The sequence below is a fragment of the Flavobacteriales bacterium genome, assembly GCA_016699575.1.
Taxonomy (GTDB): domain Bacteria; phylum Bacteroidota; class Bacteroidia; order Flavobacteriales_F; family PHOS-HE28; genus PHOS-HE28.
In genome coordinates this window covers 1320061-1341796 of the sequence record CP064979.1, presented here as the reverse complement: position 1 = coordinate 1341796, position 21736 = coordinate 1320061, and the positions used below count along the sequence as shown (strand labels likewise).

General features: G+C 58.8%; 19 protein-coding genes. 15 read left to right on the top strand and 4 right to left on the bottom strand.

From position 1 onward, the window contains the following. Positions 1 to 26 precede the first annotated feature (26 nt). The 6 genes from IPJ76_05535 to IPJ76_05510 all read left to right on the top strand — a co-directional run bounded on the left by IPJ76_05535 (position 27) and on the right by IPJ76_05510 (position 6191). The gene (locus IPJ76_05535; GenBank protein QQR87689.1) at positions 27 to 1382 is read left to right on the top strand and encodes a LamG domain-containing protein; all 1356 of its coding nucleotides are present in this window, start codon (positions 27 to 29) and stop codon (positions 1380 to 1382) included. A gap of 264 nt (positions 1383 to 1646) precedes the next feature. After that, positions 1647 to 1997 carry a hypothetical protein gene (locus IPJ76_05530; GenBank protein QQR87688.1) on the top strand — a complete coding sequence of 117 codons (351 nt, stop codon included), beginning with the start codon at positions 1647 to 1649 and terminating at the stop codon, positions 1995 to 1997. After that, on the top strand, positions 1954 to 3075 hold the full coding sequence (locus IPJ76_05525) for a pyruvate dehydrogenase complex E1 component subunit beta (protein ID QQR87687.1): 1122 nt from the start codon (positions 1954 to 1956) through the stop codon (positions 3073 to 3075). The genes IPJ76_05530 and IPJ76_05525 overlap by 44 nt, the downstream gene beginning before the upstream one ends. A 232-nt stretch (positions 3076 to 3307) precedes the next feature. Next, on the top strand, positions 3308 to 5509 hold the full coding sequence (locus IPJ76_05520; GenBank protein ID QQR87686.1) for a sodium-translocating pyrophosphatase: 2202 nt from the start codon (positions 3308 to 3310) through the stop codon (positions 5507 to 5509). Positions 5510 to 5643: 134 nt separating this feature from the next. Beyond that, positions 5644 to 5961 carry a transposase gene (locus IPJ76_05515; GenBank protein ID QQR87685.1) on the top strand — a complete coding sequence of 106 codons (318 nt, stop codon included), beginning with the start codon at positions 5644 to 5646 and terminating at the stop codon, positions 5959 to 5961. Continuing rightward, complete coding sequence (locus IPJ76_05510; protein ID QQR87684.1) at positions 5961 to 6191, top strand: hypothetical protein; 231 nt, start codon at positions 5961 to 5963, stop codon at positions 6189 to 6191. The genes IPJ76_05515 and IPJ76_05510 overlap by 1 nt, the downstream gene beginning before the upstream one ends. Positions 6192 to 6297: 106 nt before the next feature. On the opposite strand, the gene IPJ76_05505 is transcribed toward IPJ76_05510, so the two are convergent. From IPJ76_05505 to IPJ76_05495, 3 genes are all read right to left on the bottom strand, one after another. Then, positions 6298 to 7038: a deoxynucleoside kinase gene (locus tag IPJ76_05505; GenBank protein ID QQR87683.1), complete on the bottom strand. Its 741-nt coding sequence runs from the start codon at positions 7036 to 7038 to the stop codon at positions 6298 to 6300. A 90-nt stretch (positions 7039 to 7128) separates the two neighbouring features. Next, positions 7129 to 7923 carry a hypothetical protein gene (locus tag IPJ76_05500; protein ID QQR87682.1) on the bottom strand — a complete coding sequence of 265 codons (795 nt, stop codon included), beginning with the start codon at positions 7921 to 7923 and terminating at the stop codon, positions 7129 to 7131. Next, positions 7923 to 9434 carry a GH3 auxin-responsive promoter family protein gene (locus tag IPJ76_05495; GenBank protein QQR87681.1) on the bottom strand — a complete coding sequence of 504 codons (1512 nt, stop codon included), beginning with the start codon at positions 9432 to 9434 and terminating at the stop codon, positions 7923 to 7925. Before IPJ76_05495 ends, IPJ76_05500 begins: the two co-directional genes overlap by 1 nt. A gap of 50 nt (positions 9435 to 9484) precedes the next feature. Here IPJ76_05495 and IPJ76_05490 point away from each other — a divergent pair, with 50 nt between their 5' ends. From IPJ76_05490 to IPJ76_05465, 6 genes are all read left to right on the top strand, one after another. Further along, positions 9485 to 10279: a DUF2797 domain-containing protein gene (locus IPJ76_05490; protein QQR87680.1), complete on the top strand. Its 795-nt coding sequence runs from the start codon at positions 9485 to 9487 to the stop codon at positions 10277 to 10279. A gap of 194 nt (positions 10280 to 10473) precedes the next feature. Then, positions 10474 to 11127: a DedA family protein gene (locus tag IPJ76_05485; protein ID QQR87679.1), complete on the top strand. Its 654-nt coding sequence runs from the start codon at positions 10474 to 10476 to the stop codon at positions 11125 to 11127. Positions 11128 to 11502: 375 nt separating this feature from the next. Next, on the top strand, positions 11503 to 11886 hold the full coding sequence (locus IPJ76_05480) for a hypothetical protein (protein ID QQR87678.1): 384 nt from the start codon (positions 11503 to 11505) through the stop codon (positions 11884 to 11886). Between the two features lie 199 nt (positions 11887 to 12085). Further along, complete coding sequence (locus IPJ76_05475) at positions 12086 to 12694, top strand: hypothetical protein (GenBank protein QQR87677.1); 609 nt, start codon at positions 12086 to 12088, stop codon at positions 12692 to 12694. 89 nt (positions 12695 to 12783) lie between these two features. After that, positions 12784 to 13218, top strand: coding sequence for a hypothetical protein (locus IPJ76_05470; protein QQR87676.1), 435 nt, complete (start codon positions 12784 to 12786; stop codon positions 13216 to 13218). Positions 13219 to 13229: 11 nt separating this feature from the next. Further along, a complete protein-coding gene (locus tag IPJ76_05465) occupies positions 13230 to 13535 on the top strand; it encodes a hypothetical protein (protein QQR87675.1) in 306 nt (101 codons plus the stop codon). A gap of 285 nt (positions 13536 to 13820) precedes the next feature. Here IPJ76_05465 and IPJ76_05460 read toward each other — a convergent pair whose 3' ends face one another. Next, positions 13821 to 14444, bottom strand: coding sequence for a fibronectin type III domain-containing protein (locus IPJ76_05460; GenBank protein ID QQR87674.1), 624 nt, complete (start codon positions 14442 to 14444; stop codon positions 13821 to 13823). Between the two features lie 793 nt (positions 14445 to 15237). On the opposite strand from IPJ76_05460, the gene IPJ76_05455 reads away from it, so the two are divergent. From IPJ76_05455 to IPJ76_05445, 3 genes are all read left to right on the top strand, one after another. Then, a complete protein-coding gene (locus tag IPJ76_05455) occupies positions 15238 to 15906 on the top strand; it encodes a hypothetical protein (protein ID QQR87673.1) in 669 nt (222 codons plus the stop codon). 225 nt (positions 15907 to 16131) lie between these two features. After that, positions 16132 to 20097: a hypothetical protein gene (locus IPJ76_05450; protein QQR87672.1), complete on the top strand. Its 3966-nt coding sequence runs from the start codon at positions 16132 to 16134 to the stop codon at positions 20095 to 20097. A gap of 100 nt (positions 20098 to 20197) precedes the next feature. Continuing rightward, positions 20198 to 21616 (top strand): T9SS type A sorting domain-containing protein, encoded by a 1419-nt coding sequence (locus tag IPJ76_05445; GenBank protein QQR87671.1) that lies wholly within the window; start codon positions 20198 to 20200, stop codon positions 21614 to 21616. Positions 21617 to 21736 lie beyond the last annotated feature (120 nt).

The window sequence follows — 21736 nt, the reverse complement described above, 5'->3', positions numbered from 1 at the left end:
TTTCACGACCCACTGAACCCAAGACCATGGCCCCACGCTACGCTTCCGCCGTATTCATCCTTATTGCGACCCTCAATTCCTCCGCCCAGAACACGGCACTCGACTTCGATGGCATCGACGACAACGTTGTGGTGCCGACAGCCTCGGCGCTCATCGCCAATGCGCCCGGCCTAACGCTGGCCTGCCGCTTCTACCCGCGCAACACGGCTCCGTTCTACCCCGACTTCGACTGCCTGGCCGGTATGCGCAACGAGTTCGATTGCGACTTCTACCTGCTGCAGATCTCGCCGGCAAACACCTTGGAGGGCCGTCTGCGCAATAGTGCGGGTGCGGCCTTCACCGTTTCGAGCACGAGCGTGATGGTGAACCAATGGCAACATGCGGCGCTCGTCTTCGACGGAGCGGCGTTGAAGTTGTACATGAACGGTTCATTGACCGCCTCGGTCCCGGCCAACGGCACCATCACGAACACCTCCGTTGATTTCCTCTTGGGCGATCTGCTCTTCCAGTTGGAGCACTTCTACTTGGACGGCCGCCTGGATGAGGTGGCGCTCTTCAGTCGGGCTGTCAGCGCAACGGAGGTGGAATGCCTGGCCTATGGCGATGTGGCTGACACGACCGGCCTGCAACTGGCGTTCGGTTTCGAGGAGGGCATTGCCAATGGCAACAACACGGGTACCACCAGCATTGAAGATCTTATGGGCAACATCAACGGCACGCCGAACAACTTCGCTTTCACCGGCCAGACCTCCAACTTCGTTGACGGGTTCGTGGGCGGGATCATCCAGTCCATCACCATCTGCCAGGGCGGTCACATCATCGTTGACGGGCAGCAGGTGAGCGCGCCGGGCACTTACACAGGCACCATCACCAATTCGCTCGGCTGTAGTACGAACAGCATTGTCAACCTCACCGTCACACCAGTTGATGTAGGTGTCACCCCGCTCAACATCAACCTCTTCGCCGATGCCAGCGGTGCGCAGCTCCAGTGGCTCGACTGCGACAACGGCTTCACGGAGATCCCCGGCGCCACGGGCACGCAGTTCACGCCCAGCTTGGACGGTAGCTATGCCGTGGAGGTGACGCAGAACGGGTGCACGGACACCAGTGCCTGCTACACGGTGGTGGGTGTGGGCATTGACGAGTCCAACAACGCACCGTTCCATGTATGGTTGGATGCGGTGAACGACAGGGTTGTGGTAGCTGATGCACCCGGTGCCGTGCTCATGCTCACGGACGCCATCGGTCGCACTGTGCGGACTGGGACCGTGGTCGGTGCCCGATGGGAGATGCCACTGACGGGCCTGCCGAACGGCCAATACCTGGTAGTTGTCCGAAAGGGGGATGTGCTGCGAAGCCTTCCGCTTGTTCTTGCCCGCTGACCGGGGAGCTCTTTCCCCGCGATGGGGCGTTCCTACTGCGTTCGAACAATTTTCGGTGCTTGGCGATGTAGGTGGATAGGCTGCGGCACACGATCGGTGCATGAGCGGCAAAACACCTTTACCATGCTCACCTACTGCAAGGTTCTCCCAGCTTTCGGGCTACTGTGTGTCGCCGCCTCATGCGGAGTGGATGCCACTCCCGGTGGACCACCGCCGGACGCGCAATCCGAATACAATGAACCAGAGCCGCTGAGCTGTGCCACAATGAACGGCCGCTCGTACGCGATCTCGTTGCAGGATGGTCCTCCGGCAACCGACACGCTCATCTTCGCCAGTGACCGTTTCGAGGCAGTAGGTCCCATCGGCTCAGGCCTGGGTGCGTTCCCCTACACCTGCAGCGGCGTTGATAGCTTGAGGGTTGGTGCGGAGATGAAGGGGGGGGCCGCCGTGGAGGTCCGCTGGGAGATCATCCTCCTCGGTGACGGCATCCGTGGCACGGCGACCCTGTTGGACAACGCAACCGGAGCTGGAGAGACCAAGACGTTCACCGGACACGCTTTGATCGGAAAGGATGCTACGTTGCGGACACCGCAGAGGCAGGTGGAGACCCTTTGACGAGGACAGGTTGCTGAGCACGGCCCGGAGCAGGGCCGGATGCGACGAGGCGTGGGCGTTGGCTTCTACTTTCGGCCCCCCGACGTTCCAACCCATGCGCACCATCCAATTCCGTGAGGCCCTCAACGAGGCAATGTCCGAAGAGATGCGCCGCGACCCGAACGTCTTCCTCATGGGCGAGGAGGTGGCCGAGTACGATGGCGCCTACAAAGTGAGCAAGGGCATGCTGGCTGAGTTCGGGGCGAAGCGGATCATCGATACACCGATCAGCGAGTTGGGCTTTACGGGCATTGCCGTGGGCGCCGCCATGAACGGCCTACGCCCCATCGTGGAGTTCATGACCTGGAACTTCGCCGTGCTCGCCAGCGACCAGATCATCAACCACGCGGCCAAAATGCTGCAGATGAGCGGCGGGCAGTTCCACGTGCCCATCGTGTTCCGCGGGGGCAATGGCAGCGCGGGCCAGCTGGCCGCCACGCACAGCCAGAGCTACGAGGCCTTCTACGCCAACATCCCCGGCCTGAAGGTCATCACCGTGAGCAATCCATACGATGCGAAGGGCCTTCTGAAGAGCGCCATCCGCGACGACGATCCGGTGCTTTTCCTCGAGAGCGAGAAGATGTACGGCGACAAGGGCGAGGTGCCCGATGGCGAGTACCTGCTGCCCATCGGTGTGGCCGATGTGAAGCGCAAGGGCGCCCAAGTCACCATCGTGAGCTTCGGCAAGATGATGAAGGTGGCCTTGGGCGCTGCGGAGGAACTACAGAAGGAGGGAATCAGCGCCGAAGTCATCGACCTGCGCACGATCCGCCCATTCGACGTGCCCACCATCGTGAACAGCGTGAAGAAGACCAACCGCTTGGTTGTTGTGGACGAGTGCTGGCCCATGGCTTCCATTGCCAGTGAACTGGCGTACCGTGTGCAGAAGGATGCCTTCGACTACCTGGACGCCCCGGTGGTGCGCATCAACCAGGCAGACACGCCGTTGCCCTTCAGCATTCCGCTCATCGAGGCCTCCCTGCCCAACGTGGCCCGCGTGGTGAATGCGGTGAAAGAGGTGATGTACGTGGTGAAGTAGTCAGCGCTAGCCGATTGCTGTTGGCTTTTGGCCTTTGGCCGGGCAGTGGGTCACTGAGGTCCCTTCATTGCCCAACCCCAGCACCTGCGTTGAGTACAACTTGGCGGACTGCACTGCCCGGCCAAAGGCCAAAAGCCATGAGCGAATAGCGCATTCAAGCGCTTGGTTATTTTCGCCGCCCTTTCCTGGGGGGTACCCCCTGAGGGACAACGAGAACAACAAAGACGAAGACATGGGAAGTGAACTGATGTACTACATCCCCCTGATGGGTGTGGTGGGCCTTGTGGTGATGGTCGCCAAGGCGATGTGGGTGAACAAGCAGGATGCGGGCGACGCCAGTATGAAGGAGCTCGCGGGCTACATCGCCCGGGGTGCCAGCGCCTTTTTGAAGGCTGAATGGAAGGTGCTCGGGGTGTTCGCCGTCATCGCCGCTGTTCTCCTTGCATGGAGCGGCACGCTTCATCCGCACAGCGACTGGGTCATTGCCATCGCCTTCATCATCGGAGCGTTCTTCAGTGCCTTCGCCGGTTGGATCGGCATGAGCATCGCCACGAAGGCAAACGTTCGCACTACGCAAGCAGCGCGTACCAGCTTGGCCAAGGGCCTTCAGGTGAGCTTTAACGGCGGCACCGTTATGGGGCTCGGCGTTGCTGGTCTCGCCGTGGTGGGCCTGAGCACTCTGTTCATTGTGTTCCTGCGGATGTACGTGGGCGATGCCGGAGCGAACGGCGAGGAGATGATGAAGTGCCTCGAAGTGCTGGCAGGCTTCTCGCTCGGTGCTGAAAGCATCGCGCTCTTCGCACGCGTGGGCGGTGGCATCTATACCAAGGCCGCAGACGTCGGTGCCGACCTGGTGGGCAAGGTGGAAGCCGGTATCCCTGAGGATGACGCGCGCAACCCTGCAACCATCGCCGACAACGTTGGCGACAACGTGGGTGATGTGGCTGGTATGGGCGCCGACCTTTTCGGCAGTTACGTGGCTACGATGCTGGCCACCATGGTGCTCGGTCGTGAGGTGGTGAGCGCTGACAATTTTGGTGGCATGGCCCCGATCCTACTGCCCATGGTCATCGCAGGTCTTGGTGTTTTGTTCTCCATCATCGGCACCTTCTTCGTGCGCATCAGCAAGGACAGCGACAGCGTGATGGCGGCCCTGAACAAAGGCAACTGGGGCGCTATGATCCTTGTGGCCATCAGCAGCTATCCGCTGGTGCAGTGGATGCTTCCGCCGACGATGGAGTTCGTTCGTGGCGGTGTTTCCACACCGATCACCAGCATGAACGTTTTCTGGGCCATCATTCTGGGACTCGTCGTGGGCACGCTTATGAGCATGGTCACGGAGTACTACACCAGCATGGGCCGTCGCCCGGTGCTGAGCATTGTGCGCAAGAGCGGAACGGGCCACGGCACGAACGTGATCGGTGGTTTGGCCATGGGCATGGAGAGCACGGTGCTCCCCATTCTTCTCCTGGCAGCCGGTATCTGGGGTTCGTTCGCTCTGGCTGGTATGTACGGCGTGGCCATCGCAGCAGCTGGCATGATGGCCACCACGGCCATGCAATTGGCCATCGATGCTTTCGGGCCCATCGCCGACAACGCGGGCGGTATCGCTGAGATGAGCGGACTGCCGAAAGAAGTGCGTGAGCGCACCGACAATCTGGATGCTGTGGGCAACACCACCGCCGCCACTGGCAAAGGCTTCGCGATCGCGTCGGCAGCCTTGACCGCGCTCGCCTTGTTCGCTGCGTACGTTGGCATGTCGGGCATCACGGGCATCGACATCTACAAGGCCGACGTGCTTGCGATGCTGTTCGTGGGGGGCATGATCCCCTTCTTCTTCAGCAGTCTCGCCATCAGCGCGGTGGGCAAAGCCGCCATGGACATGGTGAAGGAGGTGCGTCGCCAGTTCCGCGAGATCCCCGGCATCATGGAAGGAAAGGGCAAACCCGAGTACGAGAAGTGCGTGGCCATCAGTACCAAGGCATCCATCCGCGAGATGATCGCGCCGGGCGCACTTGCGTTGATCTCGCCGATCCTCGTTGGTTTCCTAGTAGGCCCGGAAGCCTTGGGCGGCCTTCTCGCGGGCATCACCGTGAGCGGTGTGCTCATGGGCATGTTCCAGAACAATGCCGGTGGCGCGTGGGACAATGCCAAGAAGAGCTTCGAGAAGGGCGTGGACATCGACGGCGTGATGTACTACAAGCACAAAGCCGACAAGCCTTCGCCGCCCCACCAAGCGGCAGTAACGGGCGACACCGTGGGCGATCCGTTCAAGGACACCAGCGGTCCGAGCATGAACATCCTTATCAAGCTCACGAGCATTGTTGCGCTGATCATCGCGCCGCACATCAACGAGCCGAAAACCGATGCTGTTGGTGTGCATGGAGCACAGCCCGCTGCAGTGGAGCAGACCATTGAGCAGCACGCCGACTGATCATTTGGCATCATCAACGAAGAAGCCCCGACATGTCGGGGCTTCTTCGTTGACGCCCGAGCGCGTTTGCAACGCGCTCGATCGAGAGAGGCGTCTGTGACGCCACGACCGAAAGCCGTCCCTAGCTTCACGACGTGTCAGACCAATACCCCGTTCGTGATCAGCAAGCGACATATTTCCTGACGTGGACCACCGTTGAGTGGATCGATGTGTTCACGCGGAAGGATTTCAAGCTGATCGTTGTGGACAGCCTGAACCACTGCATCAAGAACAAGGGCCTTGTGGTCCATGCGTGGGTGCTGATGAGCAATCATCTGCATATGATCGCACGGGTACGGGAGGGCTTTCGGCTCACTGATGTGCTGCGCGACTCCAAGAAGTACACGTCGAAGGCGATCGCGAAGGCTATGAAGGGATCCCTGAGAGCCGCAGCCGATGGATGCTGGACCTGATGGCATTCAACGCCCGCAAGACCGCTCGGGCCGATGAGTTCAAGCTATGGCAGGACGGCAGCCATGCCATGGACTGCTGGTCCGCGGAGTTCAAGCGACAGAAGCTGGACTACATCCACAACAACCCGGTGCGGGCCATGTGGGTAACGGAACCGCGGCACTATCTGTTCAGTTCTGCCCTTGACTATGCTGGAGAGAAGGGGTTGGTGGAGGTGGAGCTGATCTTGTAGGGCGCTACAAGCGCCCATCCCATGAGGAGCGCGTTGCAAACGCGCTCCGACAAAACGGAAGAGGCCCCGACTTGTCGGGGCCTCTTCGCTGAACAATGTTCTGCGCTCAGCGCTTCTTCGCCAACACCTTGGCCGGTGCTTTTGCGCTGCTCTTCGCGGTTGCTTTCACGGGTGCCTTTGCTGCGGGTTTCGCTGCTGTTTTGGCCACTGTCTTCATCACCGGCGCTTCCACAGGGAACAAGCCGTGCAGTTCGGCGTCGATGTTGTTGATGATCCGGCCGAGGTCTTCCGGCTTCTTGTGGAACGAGTTGTCCTCCACGTCCACGATCATCAGCTTGCTGCGGTCGTAGGTCTGTATCCACGCCTCGTAGCGTTCGTTGAGGCGCTTGAGGTACTCAACGTTCAACGTGGTTTCATAATCGCGGCCGCGCTCGGCGATCTGGCTGGCCAGGTTGCCGACGGGGGCGCGCAGGTAGATCAGCAGGTCCGGTGGCGTGATGTGCCGCTCCATGTTGGCGAAGAGGCGCTGGTAGTTCTCGAAGTCGCGCGTTGTCATCAGCCCCATCGCGTGCAGGTTCGGCGCGAAAATGTGCGCGTCCTCGTAGATGCTGCGGTCCTGGATGACGTTGCGGCCTTCGCTCCGCACTTCAAGCAGTTGCTCGAAGCGGCTGTTGAGGAAGAAGATCTGCAGGTTGAAGGACCAGCGCGACATGTCCTTGTAGAAATCGAACAGGTAGGGGTTGTTGTCCACCTCTTCCTGGAGGAGCTCCCACTTGTAGTGCTTGGAAAGGAGTTTGGTCAGCGTGGTTTTTCCGCTGCCTATGTTGCCGGCCACCGCGATGTGCATGGTACTTCTATTGGTTGGGGTTGGCGAATGTACCCGAGGCGCAACCGCGCGGTGGGCACTGTGGAAAAGTAGTGCATCGCGCGACGGAAGTCACCGCGCAGGTGCGATCGAAAGCCGGTCGGTGTATCGCGTGTAGATGAGACCTGTTTCAGTGCGCACGTCGATCGCACCTGCGTCGTGCGCATTCGCGAACTGCGTGGTCTCAAGCGTCATCAGGTCCAACGCATGGAATCCCTCCTCGTGGAAGTAGAACAACTTCTTGCCACGCACCTCGAAGCTCAGCGCACCGATGATCGGGATCGTCTTCACGTACGTGCCGAAGACATCGAAGACGATGATCCCGCGCTTCGGGTCGTTCACGTAAAGCCAGTTGTCCAGTTCCAGCATCTGCGCAGGGACAGGTGCAAAACCGATGAGCTGGTCCAGCCGACCGGTGCGGGCGAGCGGGCGCAGCTGCGCATCCACGCGCACCAGTTCCAGCTCCCTTTGATCGAAGAACCAGAAGCTGTTCTGCACGCTCGCGCACACCATGGTCACCTGCGGGTAGCCGTTGCTCGGCAGATCGATGACGCTGCCCTGCACGGCGAGCGTATTGTCGAGCACGGCCAGTTGCCCTTGCTCTTGCGCGAAGACCATCGGCTTCAGCGAGTAGAACGCATCGATGGCGCCGATGCGGCCGAAGGTCTTCAGGCTGTTGCGCTGCAGGAGCTGGCCTTTCGGGTTGTAGAGTTCGAGCACGTCGCCGCGCAAGGCGTACACGTTGCCCAGTTCATCGGTGGTGAAGGTGTCGAACGTGCCGGGGATGACCACTTCCGTCGCTCCGGTCTGCCCCATAGAGCGGAAGATCCCGGAGAAGAGCACAACGAAGAGGAACAGCGTCCGCATCAGAGATGCACCACTGGCAACAATTGGTCCAGCCAAGTGCGATCGTTGGCCAAGCGTGGCACCTTGTTCTGGCCGCCAAGCTTATTCCGCTCCTTCATCCACTGGTGGAAGGTGCCGGGCTCCACAGCATGCACCACCGGCCGGGCCAGTACGCGGTCGCCATGTCGCTTGGCATCGTAGTCGCTGTTCTGTTGGCGGAGCTTTTCGTCCAGCACATCCACGAACATATTGAGGTCCAGCGGCGCGTGTTCGAACTCGATCGCCCATTCGTGCGCACCGTGACCGGTCAGGTCCATGTACACGGGCCCGGCGGTGTACTCGCTCACCACCGCGCCCGTGGCTTGGCAGGCAGCTGCAACCGCATGATCTGCGTTCTCCACGATGAGCTCTTCCCCGAAGGCATTGATGAAGCTGCGGGTGCGGCCGCTCACCTGGATGCGGTATGGCGATGTGCTGGTGAAACGAACCGTGTCGCCGGGCATGTAACGCCAGAGCCCGGCGTTGGTACTGATGACGATGGCGTACTGGCGCCCCAGTTCCACTTCGTGCAGCAGCACGGTGCGTGGTTGTTCACGGTGCAGTTCTTCCACCGGGAGGAACTCGAAGAAGATGCCATAGTCGAGCATCAGGAGGAGGTCGTTGCTCCCTTTTTCATCGGTGATGCCGAAGAAGCCCTCGCTGGCGTTGTAGCTCTCCAGGTAATTCACGGAGTTGCCGGGGAAGAGCTCCACGTATTGTGCGCGGTAAGGTTTGAAACTGACGCCGCCGTGCATGAAGAGCTCCATGTTCGGCCACACCTCCATGATGTTCTTCTTGCCTGTGAGCTCAAGTATCCGACGCAGGATGATCAGCGTCCATGACGGCACTCCGGCTATGCAGCTGACATCCTCGCGCAGGGTGGCGCGGGCCATCTTCTCGATCTTCTCTTCCCAGTTCTCGAGCAGGGCCACTTCAATGCTCGGCGTGCGGCGCATCTCCACCCAGAACGGCAGGTTGCGGATGATGATGGCGCTCAGGTCGCCGCTGTAGGCATCGGGCCGCCATTGTTCAATGCTGCTGCTGCCGCCCACGGTCAGGTTCATCCCCATGAAGAGCTTGCTCGCGGGGTTCATGCTGTAGTGCAGCGCAATGAGGTCCTTGCCTCCTCTGTAATGGCAATCCTCCAAGCTCTCCCGCGTCACTGGGATGAACTTGCTACGGTCGCTCGTGGTTCCACTGCTTTTGGCGAACCACTTGGTGTCCGTCGGCCACAGCAGGTTCTGTTCGCCCGCGCGCAACCGTGCCACCCAAGGCTTCACCTGCTCATAGTCCTGTAGGGGTACCCGCTCGCGGAACGTGTCCACGGTCTTGATGTCCTCGTACCCGTGCAAACGGCCCCACTCCGTGTAGCGTGCCTGGCGCAGCAGTTGGTGGAACACTTCCAGCTGTGCCTGGTGCGGGTGCGTGCGGAACAGGTCGATCTGTTGCAACCGCTTCTTGATCAGAAAGGAGAAGAGCGCGTTGACGGGCATCGGCGGGGGGTGTCCGGCTATCTTCGGCACTGAAGGTAAAAACAGTTCGCATGGCGCAAGGTCAGTTGGTGAAAATGTCGGCGAGGTTGGAGGAAGGTCGCGTGCACTACACCATGCACCTGGGCGCTGATGCCGTGGACATGAACGCGCTGATCGGTCGGCCGTTGACGGTGCGCTTCACCGGTGAATTGTCCTGCATCAACTGCAACAGCCGGGTGAAGAAGTTCTACGGGCAGGGCTTCTGCTGGAACTGCTTGCAGACCGCCCCCGAAGCATCGGAGTGCATCGTGCGTCCCGAGCTGTGCCGTGCGCACCTGGGCGAGGGCCGCGATCCGCAGTGGGAGAACGACCACCACAACACGGAACACTTCGTTTACCTCAGCCAGAGCGGTGGGTTCAAAGTGGGTGTCACGCGCGCCACGCAGATCCCCACGCGGTGGATCGACCAAGGCGCTGTGCAGGCCGTCATCATTGCCCGCACGCCTTACCGGCAACTGGCCGGGCTCATCGAGGTGGAGCTGAAGAAGCACTTCGCCGACAAGACGAACTGGCGTACGATGCTCACGGCCGTGGCACCGGACCGCACGGTGATGGATGACCTGCGCACCAAAGCGATGCAGGCAATGGCCGTGCAGCTCGGTGCGTATGCCTTGGACAGCGAAGAACCGCTGACCATCCAGTACCCCGTGCTGGCCCACCCGCCGAAAGTCACGAGCGTGGGGCTGGAGAAGGTGCCGGTCATCAGCGGGACCCTGTGCGGTATAAAGGGCCAATACCTGTTGTGGGACGACGGCCGGGTCTTCAACGTGCGCAACCACAGCGGTTACCACGTCGCGTTGGAGTGAACGGTTTTTTTTACCACCGAGGCACGGAGCCACAGAGGCCACTGGGAGAATGATGTTGTGCGGGTCTGTTCATTGCGTTGGCGCGCTCGCTACCCGGCACATTGCGTGCACATTGACCCGCAAGGATTTCTTCTCAGCGGCTCTGTGCCTCTGTGGTAAAGGATCCCCATCTTCACCGCCACCACCTTGCCACTGTGGATACCTGGGAGTTCATCAAAGCGCTTTTCAACCCGGAGAGCATCATCCACTACGGTGGCCTGGGCCTGTTGCTCTTGGTGCTCTTCCTGGAGAACGGTGCCTTCTTCGGTTTCTTCCTGCCGGGCGATTCGTTGATGTTCACCGCAGGGCTGCTCACCGCCACGGGCGTTCTCGACTACCATGTGGTTACGGTGGTGCTCAGCATGTTCGCCGCGGGCATGGGCGGCTACCAGTTCGGTTGGTGGACGGGCCGCCGCACGGGCGAGGCCATGAAGAACCGGCCGGACACGTTCTGGTTCCGCAAGAAGCACATGGTGCTGGCCGAGGAATACTACCAGAAGTACGGCGGCAAGACGCTCATCATCGGGCGCTTCGTGCCCATCGTGCGCACGTTCGCGCCCATCGTGGCGGGCATCATCCACATGCCATTGGGCAAGTTCACGCTCTACAACTTCGTGGGCATGGTGCTCTGGGTGGGCACCATTTACTCGGCGGGCTACTACCTGGGCTCGCGCTACCCGTGGATCCTCGATTACCTGGGTTGGATCGTGCTGTGGATGATCATCCTGGCCACGGCCCCGGTGGTGATCCAGCTAAGGGCGCAGAGGAAGGCGAAGCAGAAGCGGGGAGGACCGGATAGAACGGTTTGAGGGCATGGCCCACATGGCCTTTCTTGTCTTCGACGCCAACACTAGCCGCATCATGTTTACCTCTTCGATTGATTGGCGGTGGAAACACCTGTTGAACGACTGTGCCGATAATAGAGGTGGTTGGACCTTGTGTTGGGTTGCCTGTTCAGCAGCGCAACGATCTTAGTCGTGATCCTTTGTTTGTCCGGATTACTGGTCAAGCTGCCCAGAACACAACGCTTAGCTAAAGGCGAGTCAGCGCGGGCGACGCGCCGCGCCTGAGACGATGCGAAGAGTGGTGTACGCAAGCACTATCTCAAAAGAAAGTGATCAATCCGATATCTACTGGGCTCACTTCAGAGAGTGAAGCACGTCACGAAATCAACATTGGTCCAGATGAAGAAGGTACTAGCTGGTATAGCACTAACTCTTGCGCTTCTTGCAATAGCCCACACAACCGTAGCCTTCTTTAAGTGGTTGGAACTCGAAACAGCTATTGGCCTCACAGTCCAGCTCGTTGCTTCGGTAGGCCTGCGCGCATACGTAGCATTGGGCGCCTCGACGGAGTTTGGCACCAAGGCACTTAGACCCTATGTATTAGGCATTTCTATCATGCTACCAATATGCCTTTACGTCATTGGTTTCATCCTCGAATGGATGCATCGACCATATGATTTGGGGTTGTGCATCCTTATGTGGGTGAGCTTCCTCGCAAACGTCCTATCGGTACTCTTTGTTGAAGGGTTGCTTACTGTAGCGACCAAACTCCTGTGTAGGTAGAACAACTGCCACGTTGGGATTCCACGAGTATCTGTTGTGTTCCCTTAGAATGTGGCAACCTATTGCAACGTTAGCGTCCACCCCAAGGCAGGGGTCGCTCAGGTCTGTTGACAAGTGCTCGAAGAAAATGATCGATCCCCCTCGGCACCCTCTCACCATAGTGTTGGCATCAGTCCTCGAACGTTCAACCGAACCAAAGATGAAGCACGTTACCCCCTCAACAACCTCGACTGAAAAGCTGTATCTGGACTTCCATTTGGCACCTTCATTGGAAACATCGCATCGACTATTGCACGGACTGAACCCACGCATTCTCAGTCGATTGATGGCACAATTTCCGGTGCTCGCACTAGATGACCATCGAGTCCAGGACGTGCTGGTTGAAGCTCAGGCAAGCATGATTCGAAGCGCTGAACGTGGCACACTCCAAGCTAACCCGTCAAATGTCGAAGGCTATCTCTATATCATACTGCGCAACGCGGTACTTGGAATGCTGCGCAGGGTGGGCAATATGCAATTCGTTTCAATTGATGACCCTGGTATTCTTGAATCGGTTTCGAAACTTGAACCCTTCAACCAGCCCGAAGAAACTCCGGCTGACGTCATTTACAAGGTAATCGGGCTGGTGCGGAAGTCGTACTCGCGAATACTGCAGTTCCAGCTTGACAATGCCAATGCAAGTGATGACGAAGCTGCCCTATTTCTTGGCTATACCTCAGTGCAGAGTTACCAAACAGTGAAGTGTCGGGCATATAATGCTGCAAGAGCAATATTACTCTCCCCTCGCTTCAGATATCGACTAAGTTAAGGCACAAGTTGCGCAGTTAATGGTGAAACGCACCAGGAGAAGTCCAAAACCGGAACAAAGTCAGAACACGTCAAACCAAAACGTTCAACATGAGAAAGACCGTACTGTTCACCGCAGCGCTTATGAGCTCTGCAGCTTTCGCCCAAACCGGCGAGATCACCTCGGCCCACGGCGAGAACTGGTTGTCCCAAGATGGCGACTGGGGATTAACCTTTAATGCCCAGCCACTGCTCTGCAGCACTGGAATGGGATCCGTGGACAGGCCTGAAGGTCTGTTTATCGGTGAGATTGGGAAGTACCCTGGCACAACTAATACGACAGCCGAACTAAGATATTCTGCATCCGGCGGGCTCAATGTGCTCCGAGGGAAATGCTGTGGCATCCATTTGGATTCAAGCAATGGAAACCGGAAGGACACATGCTCCGCTCAAGGTGACACCTATGTAACCTTGTCCTTTGTAGGTAAGGATTCCAAGGTTGCTGCGCAGGCAAAGGCTCTTACGGCTCAACGTCTCACAGTCTAAAGCAAGCGACCATGAGCCATATCAAGAAGCACCCAACAACAACACCGCCTCCACCCAGAGTTCCGGGAACCAACTTACCTGCCTCCGAGATTCTAGGTCCAATGATTGACGAGGTCATTGACTACCTTTACGGTAACCTGAGTGAATTCGCTTCGATAGCCTTGGAAGCTCGTATATGCAAACAAGGTGACGATGTGCTGGGTGAGATTCTCGAAGGTCAGAGGAACTTCATGGTAATGAATGGGTTTCGCGATTCTGTCCAACACAAACGACGCTTTGCCGACTTGCTTACAAGGCTTTCGGCGGCGACGACTTGAACTGTGTGACGATTTCAGTAGCGCGCTTGGAACAAGGCCCCACAAAATGTTGGGGCCTTGTCTTTCGGGTGTGTTCTGGGCCAAGCTTGGGCTCAACATTACGCAGGGTCTGGTGTCGGCAATGTGCGATAGGAGGGCTTGCGGATGTCGTGTGGCCATTAGTCGAGGGCTTTCAGCACACCTCGGCGCCCCATGAAAACAAAACACCCCCGCAGCGTCCTGCGGGGGTGTTCTCTGAGGCGTGGTCGTCCCGGTGGGCCGGGGCGCAGAGCATGGGCGGCGCGCTCAGTAAGCGGCGCGGCTCATACCGTATTCGGAGGCGGGGCCTTCACCGGCCGCGTTCACGGCCTTCACCTGGAACCAGTACATCTTACCGGATTCGAGCTGATCGACCGTATGGCGGCGCTTGGTGGTGGTGGCAACAGCCTGCCACTCGGTACCGGCTTGCGCCGGGTCGGTGGAGGCCATCATCACCACGTAGCTACGGTAAGACGCGCTGACCCACTGGAGGTCCACCGCGCCCTGGTAAGCGCTCACCATCGCAACGAGCGAGGTGGGTGCTTCGGGCAGGGGCTGACGCTCCGGCTTCTTGCGCGCCTCGAATCCGGCCTGGAGCATGATGGTCTCATCGCCGGCCGCAACGTTCGCAACGTACTCGGCAAGCTGGTTCATCATACCCTTCAAGGCAGTCCGCGTGGCGCGCACCTCACCATAGGCGAGGTGGCTGCCCGTTTCGGCATCTCTCTTGGCGCTCTCCAGCGCACTGATCACTACCGTAACGTCCGCCAAGGCGGGGTTGGGAGCAGCGAAAGTGGCTACGTGCGCCGTGAGCTGTGCCACAACGTTGCGTGACTTAGCTATCAAGGCTCCGTCCTTCAAACCGCTGATGCCTGCTTTCAAGATTGCCATGGCTTTAGCGTAGAATTTCGGAAGTGCAGGGGCCGCATGGTGCGGGGTAGCTGCACTGGGTGGCGTAGCGGAGGTTCGTTGTGAGCATGGCTCGTTGTGTTTGACGGTGCTTCAACGCTGCACGATGGCACAGGGTTACGTTGTTGGTTCATTATTCTGTTGATAGTATGTCAGCATCATAAACCGATATGCTGCCACGGACTTATCTTTAGCTTGCTCTACTACGCTTGAGAGTGTCAATAACCGTTCGTCACGTCCATATAATACGCATTCTATACACGTCTTCCGTACGACGGCGCCAGGCTGGTAATATGCCCATGGTAAGAGCAGCACAACGCCTGCTGGGTATATGCTTGGCGTGCGTCAACCAACCCGACCCATTGCCGATGTTCTTTGACACATCGGTCCGGTTCGGCGACCAATGCGGCCGCTTGCGGCACTGCTCAGCGCCACGGCTTGATGAAAGGTCCGTGCTGCGCGGTCGCGGGGTGGCAATACTCGCTCAATGCGCCGCAACCGTTGATAACAAAGCGTTGGCGCTTTATCGCGCATCGGTGTTCCGTGGTCATTCATCAGCACTCTTCGATACCGCAGACCCCCGTTCATTCATCAAAAGGTAGAGGCAAGTAGTCGAGGAACACCGCTGATGCATCAAGCACCCGTGGTCATGCATCATAAGGTCGCATAGCTTGGTCGAATACCGGTGCCAAAATGTCATCCGGCATGCTCAATGTACGACATGCACGATAGTAATACCCATGACTGCCAAAACAGCATACGGCATGCACGAACCGTGAACCGCGTAACCATTGCGTCTGGTCGTCCGTTCCAAGCCACCGCACAACGCACATTGACCATGACCAACAACAACCCCCAGCCGGACCTTTCGCACCTGGCCAAGCTGCGCACCCGCACCCGCCGTGTGGTGGGCCGCTTGCGCAAAGCCCCGCGTTGCCTGGTGCCCACCATGACCCCCGCCGAGGTGCTGGAGCAGGCCCACCACGATGTGGCCCAGCTGCTGCCCGCCGTGCATGCGCACCTGGCTGCGCACCCGTGTGCGATAGGCAACGAAATGCTGCTGCCCCTCACCAGCGCCATCGGCAACCCGTGGACCTTCCTGGTGCACCGCGATGCCGACGGCCTGCACGTGGCCGGGTTGCTGCGTTACCGCCGCATGGACCAACGGCAGAACGCCTTGCTCCTTTCACTGGACGGCGGCACCGCCCACCACTTCGGCGCCGAGCTGTGGGAACACTGCATGCGCACCACCGAGGGGCAGCGCAACCCCATCGCGCTGGCGGGCCGCTTCCTGCTGCGCAACAACAACCACATTATGGAGCCCTTGGGCACCGGCCCCCTGCACGCCACCAACGTGGTGGCCTCCCTCAACGATGAACTGGTGCTGGGCGTGTGGGACCGCTACTACGACCTGGTGCACTACCAGGAGCCGTTCAGGGCGTAAGGCACTTCTCGCTTCGTCATAAAGCAGCAGCGGGGGCCAAGGCCCCCGCTGGTGTATAAAGTAGCGAGCCTGGGTCGACCGGACTGGTAGACAAAGGCCGGCGGTATGCTAATTTCTTGCCAAGCAGAATGACTACGTTCGCCATATACCCCAAGACCAATGGAAGCTAATGCGCGGTTGAACAGAATGGTCGTTGTGCGCTTGGTAAAGTGTGTTGTGGTCCTGATGTTGCTGGCCCCAACCTTACATGCGCAAAGCCCAGCATGGTTGATCGGTAACGAAGTGCTGGTGCAGCCAACTTCGGGCGCTCCGCAGCTTTCATTGCTCGAACTTCCGGAGCCAAATGATCCCAATGAGGATCCTGATCTGCAGTACCAAGGTCAGCTTGCTGAATACTCACAATTCGTAGAGATGGACGACCTCGGTCGGATCCTGTTCTTCATCATTGACGGCAGACTTTATGATAAGGACGGATATCTGATGGCGGACGTCAATGGAGGCGGTGCCACTGCCGAGCTTTTCCGAGGCATCACCGAAGTGGTGGTGTATCCTGTACCGGGGCGCTGCGGGCTATGGTACATCTTCTCCAGTGAGTCAGGGACCCTGCTGGCACCGTACGACTTGGAGTACTCGGTTCTGGACTTGACGATTGACAACCCATTATTCACCGACCCGGCGCGTCGAGGAACGCTCTTGGACATTTCGGACGCGGAACTGATCGGGTTCAATCCGTTGAGCAACTGGGCCCCGAATCTGCCGAACGGGTTCTCATTGAACCCTGCCCCGTACACGACGATCCCGATCGACCCATGGCAAGGAACCACCGGAACGATCCACTTCGATGCGGTGTACAATGCCGTGGCAGAACGCCACTTCCTGTTCGCTTCAACCGGATGGCACTACGCCATCTTCGAGATCACAAGCAATGATCTGGTCCACATCAGGACGGGTACCGTTTCAAGTGGACAGGTTAACTACGGTCTGAGATCAGCAAAGGGAGAGGTCGAGGTGGTGAGCGTTGGGTCGGAGATCCGGTTCGCCTTCACAAACTATCACGCGGATGGCAACGACCGGTTCTTCAGCGTGAACTATTGGAGGATCAATGCATTGGACGCGGATCTGTGGCCGTTCCTCGGTGCAGGGACCTACTTGGTCTTTACGGACAGCCAAGGGCCTGACCCTTTGGATGTCAATGGCGACCCCATCCTCGAGATGCGGATCGCAGGCTTGGAGTTTTCTCCCAATGGCGAATATCTGTACTGGTGGATGCCGAACTATACCAACGGACCGACCTCCCTCGGCTACATCGATCTGGACAACAACACCCTCAATGACCTCGTGACCACCGCCCCGGAGTTCTTTGATAGCGAACTTGAACTCGGCATGGCGCCAGGGGGCATAACGCCAGCGCTCTACGTGTGCGGCAAGGATGCATTGGGCAATGCTCTTCTCGGAGCGCTGATTGACCCCGATGACCCCGTGAACGCCGTTTGGGATGATGATGTGTATGCACTCAACGAAGTGTGCATTTCCGGAGAAATGAACGGTGGTGACTTGTACTACTTATTGAATGCTCAACCGGGCGGTAATCCTCCCCCTGCGATGAGCGACGTTTCCTGCTGTGCTACCCGGTTCGACCTCACGGCCTTCAATGGATCCGAAGCGCCCAGCGGCAGCACTACATGGACGGCGGCGGCCAACCCCTTCGGTACTTCCAACACTGTGCGCATGGCGGGCAACCTCATGGTACCGGACGGGGCATCGTTGACGATACAGGGCATGCGGTTCGAGTTCGGGACCGGGGCCGGGATCATAGTGCAACCCGGCGGCTACCTCTACTGCAACGGCTGCACGCTCACCAATGCTTGCGACGAACGCTGGAGAGGCGTTGAAGTGCGGGGTAACAGTAACTTGTCGCAGTTGCCTTATAGCAACCAAGGCAGGTTCAGGACCCAGAATGCGGTGGTGGAGAATGCCGAGGTTGGTGCTTTGGCCGCAACGCGCAATGGCCTTGGTGGCTACACAAGCAGTGGATATCGTGGCATCATACACAGCGCAAGCACGCAATGGCTGAACAACATCATCGATGTCCAGATCCTTGGGCCCACGGGCGCGGTTCCGGCCCCGCCCAATACGCAGAACAGGTTCCAGGACTGCGATTTCGGCACCAACGACAATTGGCCGGATGCAGAGGTGCCCTATGCTCATGCCAACCTCAGATGGTGCGGCAGGGTGCTCTTCCAGAACTGCCGCTTCTGGAACATCATCAGCAGCACCACCAGCTCCGGCATTGAGCGGGGCTTCGGTATCCTGAGCAATTCATGGGGCGCACCTCGTGTGCTCGGCAATGGCAACTCATCCCAGAGTTATTTCGATGGCTTGTGGTGCGGGGTAAGCGTGGGGCGCCATCGGCCTTACTGGGTGCGGGACATGCACTTCCGTAACACGGTGTACGGCCTTGCTGACCTTGGCCCCTTCCAGGGTGAAGTAACCGGCAATGTGTTCGAAGTGCCCGAGTGGCAACCCGGCACTCCTTCGCCCATTGGTTTGCTGCTGTTCCAAACCTATGGTTACGTGGTGGAGGACAATCTCTTTGATGGGGGCACCCCTAATAGCAACCTTGGCATTGTCTTCCTGGGCACGGCGGAGATGAACAACCGCATCTACAACAACGAGTTCATGAACCTGACCCTTGGCACCACGGTGTGGGGTGATCATTGTGATGAGGCTACCGACCCTGAAATAGGCTTGGACATTCTTTGCGGGGATTACACCGCGAACAAGGTGGACTACGCTCTTGGGCCGAATGCGCGGATCTCAGGGAACCAAGGAGTCTTTGGGGTTGCAACAGCCCTTGCTGGCAACCGCTTCTTCAACAGCCCCTCCTGCACCGTGGATTGGGACATGGCCTTCGACCCCGCCATAGACCCCGATTGTTACTTCTTTTACCACCGGCACGATGATCCCGATTGCGTTGTCGAGTGTCCGAACATTGATTACATGCAGGAAAATGTGCCCTTCAACGGCCTGCTTTTGGACAAGCCAGTACACTGTGCAGACGGCTTCGCGGCCGTTGGCGGTATTGTTATCAATTCGGAGGTCGCTGCGCGCAAGAACGCAAAGGCCGCTTTGGTGAGCACTTTGGCCCAGTACAACGAAACCGTGGATATGGGCGAAACCCCGGATGTAATGGAGGCCTTGACCCAGGAAACACCTTGGCTTGAAAGTCATGCATTACGCGACATACTCTTCGCGCACCACCCCCTAAGTGAAGAGGTGCTCGAAGCCGTGATAGAACGCGGCGAACCGATGGACGGCTGGCACATCACGCAGGTCTTCATCCAGAACGCGCCGGTGCAGCAGAACATCGTGGAGCGCCTGCCCAACAGCGGCTTGGTGAGCACTTACCAGATGGCCCTTATAGACGATGCCCAGGCCAACGGCCCAGGCAGCATGAAGGACGTGCTGGAACGCGAGATCAACGAGTTGAACACCGAGCACTTTATGGCGGCCACGAACTGCATGCGCTACTGGGCGGCCGATACGGTAACCGCCGGTGCCATGGACAGCTTGCAAGCCGTGCTGGACGACGGCCTGGGCCGGGGCAACCGTATTGCGTTGGTACACCATGCCTTGGCGGCTTCGGACCATGGCGCTGTGAACGACCTGCTCAGCGAGGAATGGGCGCAAGAGGAGGCTTATGCCGATCTGATCACCTACGCGGGTTACATGGAAGGCACCAACCATGGCACCACCATGGGGAGCACGGAAATCGATGCTTTGGAAACGTTGGCCTACACCGGTCTTTCCGGAGCGGCGCAGGCATGGGACGTGCTGTTGGAGGCCGACCACTGGCGCGAACTGCCGGTGTTGGAGCTGCCCAACGATTGGAAGGCTTACCGTCCGCGCGTTCGCGAGCGTGTTGTGGAACGCGATGTGCCGCAACTACAGGCACAACCCAACCCCGCAGTTGAGGATGTGGTGCTGAGCTATAGCACGGGCACGCAGGCCGATGCCTTGGTGGTGTACGGCGGCATGGGCCAAGTGGTAGGGCAGTTCGCACTGACGGACAAGTCGGGGGTTGTGGAGCTTGACCTGCACGGCTGGGGCAGCGGATTGTATCTGGGTGCGCTCTTACGGGAGGGTGTTCCGGTTGCTGAGGTGAAGTTCACCGTGGCGAAAACGAACTGAAGCAATGAGGCGGATCGGGGTCGTGCTGATTCTCGCGGAAGGCGTGTGCCTTGGACAAGGCACTTTCAATGTGGTTCACAATCATAGTGTGCAACAGGGCATGCTGGACGCAGGTGGTGCCGTGGGCCGCTCAGTCGTGCAGGTGCCGAGCGGATACATGGTGATCGCCGAAGCCGTAGTGCCAGGGAACCTGGGCAAACCGTTCGCAATTCATTTCGATGCGAATGGGGCGTTCATGGATGAAACCCAACACTATTCCACGACGGCCCACGATTACAATCATGGCTACAGCGATGCGGCCTGGAATAACGGCCCAACGGCGCTCACCGCCTTGACCGCTTTCCAAGCCGGGAACTTTTCATGGAGCCAAATGAGCCTGGTGCGCTACGGGGCAGATGGTGATACCGTTTGGACGCGGACATTGTTGGACACGGGATACGTGGGTGGGCGACAGACCTGTTTGTTGCCGGATGATCGCTTTGCAGTATGCGGTTTCAATGATCCGGATGAAACTAGCGGTTCGGCTTTGCTGGTTGTTGGCGACACGCTCAACGGTGTTCATTGGACCAAGAGTTTTACCTCAACCACTGAGGCATTAGGAGTGAGACCCTGTGGTGCGCATGGGCTGGTTTACTCTGGCTACCAGTTGGGCGGCGTGGACAACCCCGTTTGGGTTATGCGGCTGGACAGCATCGGCGATGTGATCTGGCGGCGGGACATTGGCGGGAGCCGGTACGTTGGCACGAACGTGAGCGCCCTTCAGACGCAGGACGGTGGTATTGTGGCGGCGTGCAGCTATATGCCTCTGCCGGGTGGCCCGTTCAATATGCAGTGGAACTACTTCAGGAAGTGGGACATCGACGGGAACGTGATGTGGACCAAGCAGTATAACCAACAGTATTGGGCTTTCAGCTACGACATGGAAGAACTAGATGACGGGTCTTTGGTGGCGAGCGGATACGAATTGAGCTTGCAGGGCGGTGGAATACGCAGGGGTCTGCTCTACAAGTTGGAGCCTGATGGTGACCTCACTTGGTTGCGTAAGTACAATTACTATAGTGGACAGGCGAGCAACCACATCCCCTACGATGTGGAGCCGACCAGCGATGGAGGCTTTGCAATGACCGGTGTCGCGCAACAGGGAACTGACGACAGCATACCCAATCTGGAAATGGTGTGGCTTCTGAAGGTGGACAGCATGGGCTGCTTGGTGCCGGGCTGCGGCTGGGATGGCATGGAGGAGGTGGCCCTTGGTTTGGAAAACGCATTGAGCGTGTACCCGAACCCGGCGCACGGCACGGTCACCGTATCAGCTGCGCTGCCGGCCGATCTGGTGGTTCGCGGCATACTGAGCCTCGTGCTGGTTGATGGGCTTGGCCGCACCGTGCGCAACGAGCAAGTGGGCCGCGGTTTCAGCAGCACCGCACTGGACTTGTCGGGGTTGCCGCAGGGCGTCTATCACTTGCACCTGCGCGATGAGGGGAGGTGGTTGAGCGGTGTGAAAGTGGTGGTAGATTGATGTTGGTGCAGTTTGCCCGATCATCCTGCAGCTTGAAGGCCCGCCGCATCGTAGGCGCGTACCCCTGTGGGTCCGGTTGCCTATGTGTGCGGGCATCGCCGTTCCGGCCAACTTTTTTCA